15 protein-coding genes are annotated in these 15,107 nt (G+C 68.1%); 11 read left to right on the forward strand and 4 right to left on the reverse strand.

Annotated elements, in window-relative coordinates; translation table 11 throughout:
- Positions 1-270 (forward strand): OmpP1/FadL family transporter (locus tag AC04L7_RS03130; protein ID WP_475512508.1); only part of this gene is annotated, 270 nt, incomplete at its 5' end.
- A gap of 452 nt (positions 271-722) precedes the next feature.
- On the opposite strand, the gene AC04L7_RS03135 is transcribed toward AC04L7_RS03130, so the two are convergent.
- The 3 genes from AC04L7_RS03135 to putA form a co-directional block, all read right to left on the reverse strand.
- The gene (locus AC04L7_RS03135; RefSeq protein ID WP_475512509.1) at positions 723-1,676 is read right to left on the reverse strand and encodes an SMP-30/gluconolactonase/LRE family protein; all 954 of its coding nucleotides are present in this window, start codon (positions 1,674-1,676) and stop codon (positions 723-725) included.
- Between the two features lie 13 nt (positions 1,677-1,689).
- Positions 1,690-2,850, reverse strand: a complete 1,161-nt coding sequence (locus tag AC04L7_RS03140; RefSeq protein WP_435996064.1) for a GGDEF domain-containing protein — start codon at positions 2,848-2,850, stop codon at positions 1,690-1,692.
- A gap of 247 nt (positions 2,851-3,097) precedes the next feature.
- Positions 3,098-6,313 (reverse strand): bifunctional proline dehydrogenase/L-glutamate gamma-semialdehyde dehydrogenase PutA, encoded by a 3,216-nt coding sequence (gene putA / locus AC04L7_RS03145; protein ID WP_475512510.1) that lies wholly within the window; start codon positions 6,311-6,313, stop codon positions 3,098-3,100.
- A gap of 262 nt (positions 6,314-6,575) precedes the next feature.
- Between putA and AC04L7_RS03150 the strand changes: the two genes are divergently transcribed.
- The 6 genes from AC04L7_RS03150 to AC04L7_RS03175 are packed head-to-tail and all read left to right on the forward strand — an operon-like array spanning position 6,576 to position 11,293.
- Positions 6,576-7,052, forward strand: coding sequence for a DUF2244 domain-containing protein (locus tag AC04L7_RS03150; protein ID WP_296281339.1), 477 nt, complete (start codon positions 6,576-6,578; stop codon positions 7,050-7,052).
- Positions 7,053-7,070: 18 nt separating this feature from the next.
- The gene (coxB, locus tag AC04L7_RS03155; RefSeq protein WP_435996068.1) at positions 7,071-8,009 is read left to right on the forward strand and encodes a cytochrome c oxidase subunit II; all 939 of its coding nucleotides are present in this window, start codon (positions 7,071-7,073) and stop codon (positions 8,007-8,009) included.
- A 35-nt stretch (positions 8,010-8,044) separates the two neighbouring features.
- Positions 8,045-9,658: a cytochrome c oxidase subunit I gene (gene ctaD / locus AC04L7_RS03160; protein WP_296281341.1), complete on the forward strand. Its 1,614-nt coding sequence runs from the start codon at positions 8,045-8,047 to the stop codon at positions 9,656-9,658.
- An 18-nt stretch (positions 9,659-9,676) separates the two neighbouring features.
- Positions 9,677-9,811, forward strand: a complete 135-nt coding sequence (locus AC04L7_RS03165) for a hypothetical protein (RefSeq protein WP_475512511.1) — start codon at positions 9,677-9,679, stop codon at positions 9,809-9,811.
- Positions 9,808-10,386 carry a cytochrome c oxidase assembly protein gene (locus AC04L7_RS03170; RefSeq protein WP_296281343.1) on the forward strand — a complete coding sequence of 193 codons (579 nt, stop codon included), beginning with the start codon at positions 9,808-9,810 and terminating at the stop codon, positions 10,384-10,386. The genes AC04L7_RS03165 and AC04L7_RS03170 overlap by 4 nt, the downstream gene beginning before the upstream one ends.
- A gap of 28 nt (positions 10,387-10,414) precedes the next feature.
- Positions 10,415-11,293: a cytochrome c oxidase subunit 3 gene (locus AC04L7_RS03175; protein ID WP_296281344.1), complete on the forward strand. Its 879-nt coding sequence runs from the start codon at positions 10,415-10,417 to the stop codon at positions 11,291-11,293.
- 95 nt (positions 11,294-11,388) lie between these two features.
- On the opposite strand, the gene AC04L7_RS03180 is transcribed toward AC04L7_RS03175, so the two are convergent.
- The gene (locus tag AC04L7_RS03180) at positions 11,389-11,610 is read right to left on the reverse strand and encodes a twin transmembrane helix small protein (RefSeq protein ID WP_162335975.1); all 222 of its coding nucleotides are present in this window, start codon (positions 11,608-11,610) and stop codon (positions 11,389-11,391) included.
- 89 nt (positions 11,611-11,699) lie between these two features.
- Between AC04L7_RS03180 and AC04L7_RS03185 the strand changes: the two genes are divergently transcribed.
- From AC04L7_RS03185 to AC04L7_RS03200, 4 genes are all read left to right on the forward strand, one after another.
- Positions 11,700-12,434, forward strand: a complete 735-nt coding sequence (locus AC04L7_RS03185) for an SURF1 family protein (protein WP_435996072.1) — start codon at positions 11,700-11,702, stop codon at positions 12,432-12,434.
- 26 nt (positions 12,435-12,460) lie between these two features.
- The gene (locus AC04L7_RS03190) at positions 12,461-13,033 is read left to right on the forward strand and encodes a hypothetical protein (RefSeq protein ID WP_296281345.1); all 573 of its coding nucleotides are present in this window, start codon (positions 12,461-12,463) and stop codon (positions 13,031-13,033) included.
- Between the two features lie 22 nt (positions 13,034-13,055).
- Positions 13,056-14,216 (forward strand): COX15/CtaA family protein, encoded by a 1,161-nt coding sequence (locus AC04L7_RS03195; RefSeq protein WP_435996075.1) that lies wholly within the window; start codon positions 13,056-13,058, stop codon positions 14,214-14,216.
- Positions 14,216-15,107, forward strand: an 892-nt coding sequence (locus AC04L7_RS03200) for a heme o synthase (protein ID WP_475512512.1), incomplete at its 3' end; no start/stop codon positions are given. The genes AC04L7_RS03195 and AC04L7_RS03200, both read left to right, overlap by 1 nt.

A 15,107-nucleotide genomic window follows, 5' to 3' on the forward strand; every position in this document is an offset into this window, starting at 1 on the left:
TTCACCTTCCGTGCCGGCGTGGCCCGCGACGACTCCCCGGTGAGCCGCCCGTACCGCACCCCGCGCCTGCCCGACCAGGACCGCATGTGGTACTCGCTGGGCCTGACCTGGAACGTGTCCGAGCACTTCGAGCTGAGCGCCAGCTACGTGAAGATCGACATCGTCGATACGCCCGAAGTGGACCTGACCACCAGCACGCGCGCGCGCCTGGTCGGCGACTTCGAAGGCGGCGCCGACCTGTTCGGTGTGTCGATGCAGTACAAGTTCTGATCGCACCACGGATCCGGACCACGAAAAACCCCGCTTCGGCGGGGTTTTTCTTTGCCCTCGCAAACACGCGATCCGTAGCGTGCGCCATGCGCACGACCCGCGGTGATGGTTCATGCATGGTGCTCATGGCGCACGCAACGCCGGCACCCGCCCGGCATGGCGCTTTGAAGCCCCTACCTTGGCGGGAGAGGGGTTGGGTTGAGGGTCAGGCGGAGTGGTGGAGGCTCAGCGGTCCGCACACCCGCATCCGGCGCCCCGGCCACGCCACGCCGTATCGCGTACGGGACAGGCTCTCTTCCCGGAGTGAGAACATCAAGCAGCCGTAGCGTGTGCTGAGCGCAGGGCGCGCGGTGATGGGTTCATGCGTCGTGCGCATGGCGCACGCTATGTCCACCAGACGCTCGAACCCATCTCCCGCCGAGAGCATCCAGCGCACAGCGCACTCGTTGCCGTCAGTACGGCAGCCCCGCCACGTCCAGGTCGATCGACCACAGGCTGGCCGCGCCGGTGAGGAACAGCGTGCGCCGGTCCTCGCCACCGAAGGCCGCGTTTGTGATGTTCGCATCCACGCGGATGGTCGCAAGAACCTGACCGGTCGGCGAAAACACGCGCACGCGCCGTTCGCCGTGTTCGGTCACGTAGATGTTCCCCAGGCAGTCGATGGCCAGGCCATCGCCGCCGCTGATGCGCGCGAGGTCGCGTCCGTCGCCCGGCACGCCGTTGCGCAGGGGATAGGCGCGCAACACATCGCCGTCGTCGGTGCCGCCGGCCACGTACAGGGTGCCGCCCTCCGGCGACAGTGCGATCCCGTTGGGGTTGCGCAGTGTGTCGTCGACCACGTTCGTGGTGCCGTCGCGATAGCGGTACACCCGCGTCAGCGGCTGGCCACCGGGCGCGGCCTTGCGCTGGTAGTCCGGGTCGGTGAAGTACAGCGTGCCGTCGGCGGCCATCACCAGATCGTTCGGCGAATTGAACGGCGCGCCCTCGAAGGTCGAGACCAGTGCCGTCCGCGTGCCGTCGTCCAGATCGACGCGCGCAACCTGTTTGCGGTCGTGCGTGGCGGCGATCAGGTGGCCTTCCGTATCCAGCGCAAGCCCGTTGCTGCCACTGTCCTCCACCGCGGTCTCCCAGCGGTCCGGCGGCGTGAAGCGGCGGATGCGCGAGGGAAAGCGGCCGCTGTGCACGAAATCCGACAGGTACAGCGCGCCGTCCTTCCACACCGCGCCCTCGTACAGGCGGTCCTGGCCGTCGTCGGCCTTCGCGGCGGCCACGCGCGTGGCCGTCAGTTCGCCCGCGGGTGCACGACCCGGGTCGGCCGGGCAGACCGAACGGTAGGCAGATGCATGAGCGAGCGGCAGGGCGCCGCACAGGACGAGGGCGAGGGCAAGGCGATGGYGTCGCGGCATGGCGGTCTCTTACTCAGGCGGGATGCCAGCGTACCTCGATCCGGTTGCGCCCCTTGTGCTTGGCGTCGTAGAGCGCCTCGTCGGCGAGCCGGATCAGCGTTTCGCAGGGGGCATGGCGGTCGGCGGAGAACGAGATGCCCAGGCTCACGGTGACGCGGATGTTGCGATGGGCGGGCGCGAACTCCAGCATCATCACCTGCCGGCGGATGCGTTCGGCCAGGGCGTGCGCGGTGTCGGCCTGCGTGTTGCGCAAGACCAGCATGAATTCCTCGCCGCCCAGCCGCGCGAACAGATCCTCGCTGCGGATGCAGCCGCGAACCACGTCGGAGAAGCGCTGCAGTACCCGGTCGCCGGTTTCATGGCCATGGTCGTCGTTGACCGCCTTGAAGTGGTCCAGGTCCAGCACGATCACGGCAAGCCCGTGCTCCCCGGCGGCTCGCGTGCCGAGCGCCTGCAGCTCGTTGTCCAGCCCGCGCCGGTTCAAGGCGCCCGTCAGCGGATCGAACAGCGCGCCGCGCCGCAAGGGCTCCGCCGCACGGAAACTGGCCAGCATCAGCATGCAGAAATTGAGCAGGAACCAGATGGACAGGTCCAGGTTCACCCACATCGGGTTGGGGCCGTAACGTCCGGTCAGCGCCGCCAGCAGGTCTCCTCCGTACAGCCACAACAGCACCCCGCAACCCACGATCATCAGGCGCGCCGGGACGTGGTCGGGCGCACCGTGCAGCGCGAACAGATGCCGCACCATGACCAGCAGCACGATCACTTCCGTGGCGCTCATCGCCGCGCCCTGCGCCTCCACGCCGCCCCCCAGGGCCACGCCAGCCAGCGAGAAGCCCAGGCACAGCGGCAGCAATGCGCGTTCCCACAGGGCCAGCGCGCGCTGTTGCACGAACTGGATGATCGACCATGCCAGTCCGACCAGCCCCGCGCACGCGAGCACGCCACCGGCACCGGCGATGCCGTCCGCGAGCGATTCATTGCCGGCGCGCACGAGCGTCTGCGCCGTGCCGTCCAGCATCGCCGCGCCGAGTGAATAGAGGAAATGCGCCACGCCCCAGGTGGCGATGCCGCGCACGCCGCGCGAGACCCTGCCCACGTAGAGGAACAGCACCAGCAGCACGGCGGCCAAGGCGCAGTCGCTGAGCAGCAGGTTGTAGAAGTCGGTCGTCATGCGTCGGTGGAGCCCTGCTGGCCTTTGAACATCCTGTCGCTGCAGGAACGCAGGAAACGGCGCATTCCGGCAGGCTCGCGGCGCGATGCTGGCGCAGTCGCGGCGGAAGTTCAGCGACGGCGACCACGGATCGGCAGGATCGCGGCGACACCGCCGCCCGCATCAGTGCCGTGGGTCATGTCCCACGAAAAAGCCCCGCATCGGCGGGGCTCGGTGTCCGGCATCGGGCGAAAAACGGCGCGTTACGTCATTCGCCCAGCGTCAGCAGCGACGCGTTGCCGCCGGCCGCGGTCGTGTTGACGGTGACGGTCTTCTCGGTGGCGAAGCGCGGCAGGTAGTGCGGTCCACCCGCCTTCGGGCCCGTGCCCGACAGGCCCTGGCCGCCGAACGGCTGAACCCCCACCACGGCGCCGATCTGGTTGCGGTTGACGTACACGTTGCCGACCTTCACGCGCGCCGCGATGCGGTCTACGGTTTCGTCGATGCGCGAGTGCACGCCCAGGGTCAGACCGTAGCCGGTGGCGTTGATCTGGTCGATAACCGCATCCAGCTGGTCGGCCTTCCACCGGATCACGTGCAAGGCGGGTCCGAAGATTTCCTTGTGCAACTGGTCCAGCGACGTCAGCTCCYACGCGCGCGGCGCGAAGAACGTGCCGTGTGCAGTGTCCTCGCCTGCGTTCGCCTGCTTGATCAGGCGCGCTTCCTTCGCCATGCGTGCGGCGTGGTCGTCGAGGATCTTCAGCGCGTCGGCATCGATCACCGGGCCGACGTCGGTCGACAGCAGGCCCGGATCGCCGATCTTCAGTTCATCCATCGCGCCGGCGAGCATGGTCATCACCTTGTCGGCGATGTCGTCCTGCACGAACAGCACGCGTGCCGCCGAGCAGCGCTGGCCCGCCGAGGTGAAGGCCGAGCCCATCGCATCCTTCACCAATTGCTCCGGCAGCGCGGAGGAATCGGCGATGAAAGCGTTCTGGCCGCCGGTCTCGGCGATCAGCGTGGCGATCGGGCCGGCGTCGCGGCTGGCCAGCGCGCGGTTGATCGCGCGCGCGGTCTCGGTGGAGCCGGTGAACGCGACACCGGCGACGCGCGGGTCCTTGGTCAGCGCAGCGCCGACGGTGGCGCCGTCGCCGGGCAGGAACTGCAGCACCGACTCGGGAATGCCGGCCTCGTGCAGCAGCTTCACCGCCGCGTGGCCGATCAGGTTGGTCTGCTCCGCCGGCTTGGCGATCACGCTGTTGCCGGCGGCGAGCGCGGCGCTGACCTGCCCCAGGAAGATCGCCAGCGGGAAGTTCCACGGGCTGATGCAGACGAACACGCCGCGGCCCTGCAGCTGCAGCTGGTTGGATTCTCCGGTCGGGCCGGGCAGGTGTTCCGGCGCGCCGAACTGCGTGCGCGCCTGCGCGGCGTAATAGCGCAGGAAATCGACCGCCTCGCGCACCTCGGCGACGCTGTCGGGGATGGTCTTGCCGGCTTCCTTCACGCACAGCGCGATGTAGTCGGGCAGGCGCTGTTCCAGCAGATTGGCGGCGTGTTCGAGGATGGCGGCGCGACTCGCGGCCGGCGTGCGATCCCAGGCGGGCTGCGCGGCGACGGCATTGGCCAATGCCTTCTCGACGGCGGCGCTGTCGGCGGGCTGCCATTCGCCGACCGTCTGGCGGCGGTCGGCCGGATTGGTCACCGGCAGCGCGTTGCCGGACACGACGGCGCCCGGCACCAGCGGCGCCGCGCGCCACGGCTTGACCGCCGCGTTGATGCGCTCGGCGAGCGCGCGCAGGTCGTTGTCGTTGGCGAGGTTGGCGCCCATGGAGTTGTTCCTGTCAGAAGAGGCGATGGGAGCCGGTTGGCTCCGGAAAAGATCGACCGGCAGCGGGATGCGCGGATGCGGGATGGAATCGAATTCGGACACCGTCTGCACCGGGTCGCGCACGAGGTCCTCGATGGCGACGTTCTCGTCGGTGATACGGTTGACGAAGCTGCTGTTGGCGCCGTTCTCGAGCAGGCGCCGCACGAGGTACGGCAGCAGGTCCTCGTGCGAGCCGACCGGCGCGTAGACGCGGCACGGCGTGTCGAGGCGGTGCTTCGGCACCACTTCGGCGTACAGATCGTCGCCCATGCCGTGCAGCTTCTGGTGCTCGTAGGGGCGACCTGCGGCGATGAAGCGGATCGCGGCGATGGTCTGCGCGTTGTGGGTGGCGAACATCGGGTACAGCGCGTCGCCGTGGTCGAGCATGCGGCGCGCGTTGGCGAGGTACGAAACGTCGGTGTTCGGCTTGCGGGTGAACACCGGGTAGCCCGGATGGCCGTCGATCTGCGCGCGCTTGATCTCGGCATCCCAGTACGCACCCTTCACCAGACGCACCGGCATGCGGCGACCGACGCGCCGGGCCAGGTCGGCCAGGAAGTCGATCACGTACGGCGTGCGCTTCTGGTAAGCCTGCACGGCCAGGCCATAGCCCTCCCAGCCGGCCAGCGAGTCGTCGGAGAACGTCGCCTCGATCAGGTCCAGCGACAGCTCCAGGCGGTCGGCCTCTTCGGCATCGATGGTGAAGCCGATGCCATACGACTTGGCCAGCTGCGCCAGTTCGAGGATCGCCGGCGCGAGCTCGCGCATCACCCGGGCGCGCTTGGCGTGTTCGTAGCGCGGGTGCAGCGCGGACAGCTTGATCGAGATGCTCGGCGCCGCCAGCACGTCCGCGAACGGGCCGGTGCGGCCGATCGCGTGGATCGCCTGGCGATAGGCCTCCAGGTAGCGCGCCGCATCCTTCGTGGTCAGCGCGCCCTCGCCCAGCATGTCGAACGAATAGCGGTAGTCGGCGTTGTCGCCCTTGCGGCTGCGGGCCAGCGCCTCGTCGATGGTGCGGCCCATGACGAACTGGTGCCCCATGATCCGCATGGCCTGGCGTACCGCCAGCCGGATGACCGGCTCGCCCACGCGGCCGACCAGGCGCTTGAAGGCGCCCGGCACGTCGGCGCGGGTCAGGTCGTTCAGGTTGACCAGCTTGCCGGTCAGCATCAGGCCCCAGGTGGAGGCGTTCACCAGCACCGAGTCGCTCTGGCCGAGGTGCTTCTCCCAGTCGGCGTCGCCCAGCTTGTCGCGGATCAGCTTGTCCGCGGTCTCCTGGTCCGGAATGCGCAGCAGGGCCTCGGCCACGCACATCAACAGCACGCCTTCCTCGCTGCCCAGGTCGTACTGGCGCATGAAGGCCTCGATCGCGCCCTGGTCCTGGGCGCGCGCGCGGACCCGTTTCACCAAGTCCACGGCCAGCTTCTGCGCCTGGACCTGTTCGTCGGCCGGCAGGCGGGCCTGTCCGAGCAGTTCGCGGACGTGCTCGGTCTCGTCGCGCAGCCAGGCGGCCGTGATGGCGGCGCGCAGCGCGGCGGGGGGTGCGGGAAGCTCGGGAGAGACGACGGCGCCGACCGGTGGAGCGGCGGATGAGGGGACAGGCGAAGGGGTCGACATGACGGCGGGGCAGTCCAAAGGCAGTCCATTAGTTTAGGACGGCGCGGCCGGGCCGGATATGCCCGCGGCGACCGCGCGCACGGGCCGCGGCAGGGCGGTCGTCCGGGCGGTGACGCCGGTCGCGGAATCGCCGCGCGAACGCGCCGCGCCGCGTTTGCGGAGGATTCGCGCGCCTTGTGCAGGATCAATGAAACTTGCCGCAAAGTGTGCCGGGAGCTACCATTCAGCGGTTTTCCGCAGCCCGGATCGTGTGGCGGACGACATGATCGAAAGGGTGCCGTCATCGTGGGACGGGCGTGGTGCGCAGCTCCGGTTGCGGCCGCCCCGCGCGTTGACGCGCCGCCAGTTCATCCTGTTGTTCGTGGCGCTGTCGGGCGCGATGTGGATCGTCGCCATGCTGGGCTGGTGGGGAGGCAATGCCTTCGCGCCGGCCTTTGCATTGCTCCATTCGGCCATCGTGGCCACGGCGCTAAGGGCGCTGTGGCGCAGCGGCGACAGGGGCGAGGAGATCCGCATCGGTCCCGAGGCGGTGGAGGTGGTCACCTCCGACGCCGGGGTGGTGTTCCGGGCGCACCCGTACTGGGTACGGCTGGGGATCGAGCGGGAAGGCGAAAGGATTTCGCTGGCATCCAGCGGCAGGCGGGTCCGGGTAGGCGACTTCCTGGGGCCGGCCGAACGCCGGGAGCTGGCGGACACGTTGCAGGATTTACTGGCGGCCGCGAGCGGCCGCAACCGATGACGCATTGGGGTCTAGGCAATGACGCAAGTGAATGGGATGTGGAAGCGGTTGGTGACGGCCTGCACGCTGCTGGCGATGCCGGCGCTGGCCTGGGCGCAGTCGGCCGACCCGCACCGGTGGCAGCTGAACATGGGCAAGGGCGTCACCGCGTCCTCGCAGCATGCCTATGACGCGCACATGATCGCGCTGTGGGTCTGCATCGTGATCGGCGTCATCGTGTTCGGCGCGATGGGCTACGCGATGTTCAAGTTCCGCCATTCCAAGGGTGCGGTGCCGGCGCAGTTCAGCCACAACACCACGGCCGAGATCATCTGGACCGTCATCCCGGTGCTGATCCTGGTGGTCATGGCCTGGCCGGCCACCGCCAAGCTGATCGCCATGTACGACACCCGCGATGCCGAGATGACCGTCAAGGTCACCGGCTACCAGTGGATGTGGAAGTACGACTACCTGGGCGAGGACGTCTCCTTCACCAGCCGGCTGGACCGCGAGTCCGACCGCATCCGCCAGAGCGGCGAGAAGCCGGACCTGGCGAAGAACCCGCACTACCTGCTGGACGTCGACAACCAGCTGGTCCTGCCGACCAATACCAAGATCCGTTTCGTCATCACCGCCGACGACGTGATCCACGCCTGGTGGGTACCGGCGCTGGGCTGGAAGCAGGATGCGATCCCGGGCATCGTCAACGAGGCCTGGACCGACATCAAGGAACCCGGTATCTACCGCGGCCAGTGCGCCGAGCTGTGCGGCAAGGACCACGGCTTCATGCCGATCGTCGTGAAGGCGGTGCCGAAGGCCGAGTTCGAGCAGTGGCTGGCGTCGAAGAAGCCCGCTCCGGCCGCCGAACCCGCTCCGGCCGCGCCGGTGGAACCGGCCGCTCCGGCCGACGCCACGACGGCCCCGGCCGTTGAAGCCGCCCCCACCGCCGAGACGCCCGCGCCGACCGCGCAGGGCTGATCGACCGTCCGCACCAGCTGCAAGAGAGTACGAACATGGCCAACACCGCTGTCGATCATCACGACGATCACCACGGTCACCAGCAGAGCTTCATCGAGCGGTGGTTCTTCTCCACGAACCACAAGGACATCGGTACGCTCTACCTGATCTTCAGCTTCATCATGTTCATCATCGGCGCGGGCATGTCGGTGATCATCCGTGCCGAGCTGATGGTGCCGGGCCTGCAGTTCGTCAGCCCCGAGTTCTTCAACCAGATGACCACGGTGCATGCGCTGGTCATGATCTTCGGTGGCGTGATGCCGGCGTTCGTCGGCCTGGCCAACTGGATGATCCCGCTGCAGGTCGGTGCGCCGGACATGGCGCTGCCGCGCATGAACAACTGGTCCTTCTGGATCATGCCGTTCGCCTTCACCCTGCTGCTGATGTCGCTGTTCCTGCCGGGCGGCGCGCCGGCCGGTGGCTGGACGCTGTACCCGCCGCTGTCGCTGCAGGGCGGCTACAACGTCGCCTTCACCATCTTCGCGATCCACATGATGGGCGTCAGCTCGATCATGGGCGCCATCAACATCATCGCCACCGTGCTGAACATGCGCGCGCCGGGCATCGACCTGCTGAAGATGCCGATCTTCTGCTGGACCTGGCTGATCACCGCGTTCCTGCTGATCGCGGTGATGCCGGTGCTGGCGGGCGCGGTGACAATGCTGCTGACCGACAAGTTCTTCGGCACCAGCTTCTTCAACGCCGCCGGCGGCGGCGACCCGGTGATGTACCAGCACATCTTCTGGTTCTTCGGTCACCCCGAGGTCTACATCATGATCCTGCCGGCGTTCGGCGTGGTGTCGGAAATCATCCCGACCTTCAGCCGCAAGCCGCTGTTCGGCTACCAGGCCATGGTGTACGCGACCGCCTCGATCGCCTTCCTGTCGTTCATCGTGTGGGCGCACCACATGTTCACGGTGGGCATGCCGCTGGGCGGCGAGATCTACTTCATGTTCGCCACCATGCTGATCGCCATCCCGACCGGCGTGAAGGTGTTCAACTGGGTCAGCACGATGTGGCGCGGCTCGCTGTCCTTCGAGACGCCGATGCTGTGGGCCGTGGGCTTCGTCATCCTGTTCACCATCGGCGGTTTCTCCGGCCTGATGCTGGCGATCGTGCCGGCGGACTTCCAGTACCACGACACCTACTTCGTGGTGGCGCACTTCCACTACGTGCTGGTGACCGGCGCGCTGTTCTCGATCATCGCCGCCACCTATTACTGGTGGCCGAAGTGGACCGGCCGCATGTACAGCGAGTTCTGGGGCAAGGTCCATTTCTGGTGGACGATCGTGTTCGTCAACCTGCTGTTCTTCCCGCAGCACTTCCTGGGCCTGGCCGGCATGCCGCGCCGCATCCCGGACTACAACCCGGTGTTCGCGGACTGGAACCTGATCAGCTCGATCGGTGCGTTCGGCATGTTCGTCACGCCCTTCATGATGGCCGCCATCCTGTGGTCCTCGCTGCGCAGCGGCAAGAAGGCCGAGGCGCGCGCCTGGGAGAACGCGAAGGGGCTGGAGTGGACCGTGCCGTCGCCGGCGCCGCACCACACGTTCACCACGCCGCCGGTCATCCGGGACGGCGACCTGGCGCACGGCGACGTGACGCACTGAACGCCTGACCGCGACCGCATGAACGTCCCCGCCTTCACCCCCGAAGAACTCGCGCGCCGCCGCAGGGCAGTGCTGCGGACCGCGTGGGTGATCGGCGGCATCGCCTTCGCCATCTTCGTGGCCTTCATCGGCCGCGCGGTGCTGGCCRCATGACGGCGGCGAAGTCCAACTCGGCCGGCCTGTTCAAGCTGGTCGGCGTGGCGATGGCGGTGTTCGTGCTGACGTTCTCGCTGGTGCCGCTGTATCGCATCGCCTGCGAGAAGGTGTTCGGCATACGCCTGGAGCAGGGCCCGGGCCAGGCCGCCGCGGCGGCCGCCGCCAAGGCGAAGCGCACGGTCACCGTGCAGTTCGACGGCGGCGTGAACTCCAAGCTGCCGTGGGCCTTCAAGCCGGAACAGCTGACCATGCAGGTGGTGCCCGGCGAGCTCTACGAAGCGAAGTATTTCGCTCGCAACGACAGCGACAAGGCCGTCGTCGGCAGCGCCGTGCCGTCGGTCGCGCCGGCGCGCGCGTCGGGCTACTTCACCAAGACCGAGTGCTTCTGCTTCACCGCCCAGACGCTGCAACCCGGCGAAAGCCGCGACATGCCGGTCCGCTTCATCGTGGACCAGGACCTGCCGGCGGAAGTGAAGACGATCACCCTGTCGTACACCTTCTTCAAGAACGACGCCCTGACCGCGCAGATCGGCACGGGCAATGCGTCGACTTCGCCGCTCGCGGCCCCCTGACTTCGCCTTAGCAACCGGAAGCATCGCCATGGCAAACGCCCCATCGCCAGACGCCAACATCTACTTCGTGCCGCACAGCTCCAAGTGGCCGTTTGTGGGTTCCATCGCCATGTTCGTCACCATGGTCGGCGTGGCCAGCTGGCTCAACGACCTGTCGTTCGGCATGTGGACGTTCTACGCCGGCGTGGTCGGCCTGTGCGCCACGCTGTTCATGTGGTTCGGCGACGTGATCCGCGAGTCGGTGAGCGGCCACTACAACCGCCAGGTGGACGTGTCGTTCCGCATGGGCATGGTGTGGTTCATCTTCTCGGAAGTGATGTTCTTCGCGGCCTTCTTCGGTGCGCTGTTCTATGCCCGCACGCTCGCGTTGCCGTGGCTGGGCGGCGAAGGCGACGGTGTGATGACCAACAGCCTGCTGTGGGAAGGCTTCTCGGCCGCGTGGCCGAGCGCCGGCCCGGGCCAGGTGGGCGGCCAGTTCCAGACCATCCCGGCGTGGGGCCTGCCGCTGCTCAACACGCTGATCCTGCTGACCTCCGGCGTCACCATCACCATCGCGCACCATGCGCTGAAGGCCGGCAACCGCAGCCAGCTGCTGATCTGGCTGGGCGCCACGGTGCTGCTGGGCTGCGTGTTCCTGTTCTTCCAGGCCGAGGAATACGTCCACGCGTATAAGGAACTGAACCTGACGCTGGGCTCGGGCATCTACGGCTCCACGTTCTTCATGCTGACCGGCTTCCACGGCCTGCATGTGACGCTGGGTACCATCATGCTGGCCATCATCTGGTTCCGTTGCGCCAAGGGCCACTTCACCAAGGACGATCACTTCGGCTTCGAAGCCGTGGCTTGGTACTGGCACTTCGTGGACGTGGTGTGGCTGGGCCTGTTCCTGTTCGTCTACGTGCTGTAAGCGCGGGCGACGCCGCAACGAAGAAAGGGCCGGCAATGCCGGCCCTTTTCTTTTGCCCGGTTGGCGCGCGGTGCCGCGCGCGGGACAATGCGTGCTCAGCCGGGATTGATGCCGTGCGGCTGGATCCAGCCCATCTTGATGGCCAGCACGACCAGCAGGATCAGGCCGACGGAGAGGGCGATGCGGCGCGTCAGCGCGTTGACGGTGCGCTTGCTCTCGCCCTTGTCGACCAGCATGTAGTACAGGCCTGCGCCCAGGTTCCAGACGATGAGGATGAGGAAGGCGATGATCAGCAGGGTTTTCAGCGAATCGTTCATGGCGTCCTCGACGGGACTTCGGCAGTGAGGCGCGCATTATCGCTCTCCCCGGGTGAGCCCGCGGTGGGTGCGACACTCGGACGCAGTCCATGAGCCGCCACATGCCGCTGCCGGTCGGCTGGACCCTGGCGGTGCTGGTCATGTCGCTGTTCGGCAGCCTGGGCGCCTGGCAGTGGGGGCGGGCAGAGCAGAAGGAGGCGATGTTGGCCGAGACCGCCCGCGTGCTGGCGGAGCGTCAGCCGCAGCCGCTGGCGTCGGCCGCGGACAAGGCGCGGTCGCAGGCCTACGACTGGGCGGCCGGCGAGGGCGAATTCCTGCCTGCGCCGGCCATCCTGCTCGACAACCAGACCCGCGACCGCCAGCCCGGCGTGCGCGCGTATCGTGTCTTCCAGCCGGCCGATGCGGGAGCGCCGCTGCTGGTGGAACTGGGCTGGCTGCCGGTGCCGGGCAACCGCGAGATGCCGGCCGTGGCGCCGCTGTCGGGTACCCAGCGCATTACCGGACTGCTGGTACCGCCGCCATCGGAAGGCATCGCCCACGCGCTGCCCAGCGCGCAGCCGGATGGCAGCCTGCTGGTGATCGCGCTGCAGCGGCAGGAGATCGGCCAGGCGCTGGGCCTGCCTTCATTGGCGCCACGTGTGCTGAAGCTGGATCCGGACCTGCCGCTGGGCTATGCGCGCGACCTGGACATCCTGCCCAACACGCTGCCCCCGGAGCGCCACATCGGCTATGCCGTGCAGTGGTTCGGACTGGCGGGCGCCGTGCTGGTGACGGCACTGGTGCTGACCTGGCGCAGCCGGCGTGGTGCACGGAAGGGGCAATGATCCCGCGGGCGTGAGAAAATGCGTCCATGGACCCAAAACCATTCGATCCCGCCCAGCGGCGTCGCGGGCGGTGGATGCTCGTCGGCCTGTTCGCGTTGTTCTTCGGCACCGTGTTCGGCGCCGGCATCCTGCGTTTCTCCGGCTGGCAACCCGCCTCGCACAAGAACCACGGGGTGATGCTGCAGCCGCCGGCGGACGCGCGCGATCTTTCGCTGACGCTGGCCGACGGTGGCCGCTACGACTGGACGCCCGCCGAGCGTCGCTGGCGCATCGTCGCCGCCCCGGCGCCGGACTGCGCGCAGGCCTGCACCCGGCTCGCCCGCGACCTGGACAAGGTCTGGCAACTGTTCGGCCACAACGCCGACGAAGTGGACATCCTCTGGATCGGCGACTATCCCGCCGACGCCCCCCGCCATGCGGCCCTGCGCGAGGTGCGCGCCAACGATCCCCTGCGCGCGCGCCTGCCGCAGGTCGACGACGCGGCGGGTACGCCGGTCTACGTGATCGATCCCCATGGCTTCGTCATCCTGCGCTATGCCCCCGGCTTCGATCCGGGCGGCCTGCGCACGGATGTGTCCAAGCTGATCAAGCTCATCTGAGCCGCTCACAGAACCGCCGATGATGACTACCCCCGCCCGCTCCGTCCTCTCCCGTCCTGCTGTCTACAAGCACTTCCATCGCATCGCCTGGCTCGCGGTCGCACTGACGCTGTGCGTCGTCGTGTTCGGCGCCTTCGTGCGCCTGTCCGATGCCGGGCTGAGCTGCCCCGACTGGCCGACCTGCTACGGCCGTGCCGCGTGGCCGAAAGCGGTCGATGAAGCGGCCTCCCACGTCGCCAGCGAGATCCGGCCGTTCGAAACCCACAAGGCGTGGCGCGAACAGGTGCACCGCCACCTCGCCGCGTCGCTGGGCGTGCTGGTGCTGGTGCTGGCGCTGCTCGCCGCGCGCCGCCGGCGCTGGGGCATCGCGCAGATCCTGATCGCCGCCGGGCTGGTCGGCGCGGCGATCCCGCTGTACATGCACGGCGAGCACGTGGAAGCGTCCGTACTTGCGGTCATCGGCGAAGCGATCCTGCTGTTCGCGGCATTGCGTTGGACGAACATCGACCTGGCGCGCGCCGGTGCACTGACGCTGGCGGTGATCATCTTCCAGGCGCTGCTCGGCATGTGGACGGTCACCTGGCTGCTGAAGCCCATCGTCGTGATGGGGCACCTGCTCGGCGGCCTGACCACGTTCTCGCTGCTCGTCTGGATGGCGTGGCGGGCCACCGGCCGGCCGATCACGCTGGCCGATGCGACCGTGCTGCGCCGCTGGCTGATCGGCGGGCTGGCATTGCTCGGCATCCAGATTGCGCTGGGCGGTTGGGTCAGCGCGAATTACGCGGCCCTGGCCTGCGGCCTGGATTTTCCGAAATGCGTGGGCCAGTGGGCGCCACCGGCGGACTTCCGCGAAGGCTTCGTGCTGTGGCGTGGCATCGGCGTGGACTACGAAGGCGGTGTGCTCGATGGCGCGGCCCGCATTGCGATCCAGCTCGCCCATCGCGCGATGGCGGTGGTGGTGGCGCTGTACGTGCTGGCGCTGGCGCTTCGCCTGTTCCGCACCCCCGGCATGCGCAGCTGGTCGCTGACGCTGGGGGTGCTGATCGCCGCGCAGGTCACGCTGGGCATCCTCAACGTGAAGCTCAACCTGCCGCTGCCGGTGGCCGTTGCGCACAACGCCGGTGCCGTGCTGCTGCTGTTCACCCTGGTCTCGCTGACCGCGCGCCTGCGCAGGCCGGACTGATGGCATCGACGTTCCGCCAGTACTGGGACCTGACCAAGCCGCGCGTGGTGGCGCTGATCGTGTTCACCGCGATCGTCGGCATGTTCCTCGCCATCGACGGCCTGCCCGACGGCGCGGAGCTGCTGCGCGGCGCGCTGGGCTTCCTCGGCATCTGGCTGGCCGCCTCCAGCGCCGCCGCGATCAACCAGCTGCTCGACGCGCGCATCGACGCGAAGATGGCGCGCACCTCGTGGCGCCCGCTGGTGCAGGGCCAGGTGAAGCCGTGGCAAGCGCTGGTGTTCGCGCTTGTCCTGGCGGCGTTGTCGATGACCCTCCTGGTGCTGTGGGTGAACACCATCACGGCGATCCTGACGTTCGCGTCGCTGATCGGCTATGCCGTGGTCTACACGGTGTTCCTGAAGCGCGCCACGCCGCAGAACATCGTCATCGGCGGCATCGCCGGTGCTGCGCCTCCGCTGCTCGGCTGGGCCACCATGACCGGCATGCAGGGCGAGTGGGACTGGCCGCACGCGCTGCTGCTGGTGCTGATCATCTTCGTCTGGACGCCGCCGCATTTCTGGGCGCTGGCGATCTTCCGCCGCGAGGACTACGCCCGCGCACTGGTGCCGATGCTGCCGGTGACGCATGGCGTGAYGTACACGCGCTGGCAGATCCTGTTCTACACGGTGCTGCTGGTCGAAGTGACGGTGCTGCCGGTGGTGTTCGGCATGAGCGGCTTCTTCTACCTGGGGGGCGCGCTGGTGCTGGGCGCGGTGTTCCTCTGGTACGCGTGGCGATTGCTGGATCCGCCGGACGACTTCTTTCCGATGCGTGTCTTCAACTACTCGATCGTCTACCTGATGGCGCTGTTCGCGTTCCTGCTGGTCGATCATTGGGCGATGCCGATGCTGC

The organism is Pseudoxanthomonas sp. LjRoot204_2, from assembly GCF_056175765.1.

Coding starts and splice junctions, on each gene's coding strand:
- AC04L7_RS03140 (WP_435996064.1), bottom strand. CDS start 2,850: ATGACGACCGACTTCTACAACCTGCTGCTCAGCGACTGCGCCTTGGCC.
- AC04L7_RS03150 (WP_296281339.1), top strand. CDS start 6,576: ATGATCGAAAGGGTGCCGTCATCGTGGGACGGGCGTGGTGCGCAGCTC.
- coxB (WP_435996068.1), top strand. CDS start 7,071: ATGACGCAAGTGAATGGGATGTGGAAGCGGTTGGTGACGGCCTGCACG.
- ctaD (WP_296281341.1), top strand. CDS start 8,045: ATGGCCAACACCGCTGTCGATCATCACGACGATCACCACGGTCACCAG.
- AC04L7_RS03170 (WP_296281343.1), top strand. CDS start 9,808: ATGACGGCGGCGAAGTCCAACTCGGCCGGCCTGTTCAAGCTGGTCGGC.
- AC04L7_RS03175 (WP_296281344.1), top strand. CDS start 10,415: ATGGCAAACGCCCCATCGCCAGACGCCAACATCTACTTCGTGCCGCAC.
- AC04L7_RS03180 (WP_162335975.1), bottom strand. CDS start 11,610: ATGAACGATTCGCTGAAAACCCTGCTGATCATCGCCTTCCTCATCCTC.
- AC04L7_RS03185 (WP_435996072.1), top strand. CDS start 11,700: ATGAGCCGCCACATGCCGCTGCCGGTCGGCTGGACCCTGGCGGTGCTG.
- AC04L7_RS03190 (WP_296281345.1), top strand. CDS start 12,461: ATGGACCCAAAACCATTCGATCCCGCCCAGCGGCGTCGCGGGCGGTGG.
- AC04L7_RS03195 (WP_435996075.1), top strand. CDS start 13,056: ATGACTACCCCCGCCCGCTCCGTCCTCTCCCGTCCTGCTGTCTACAAG.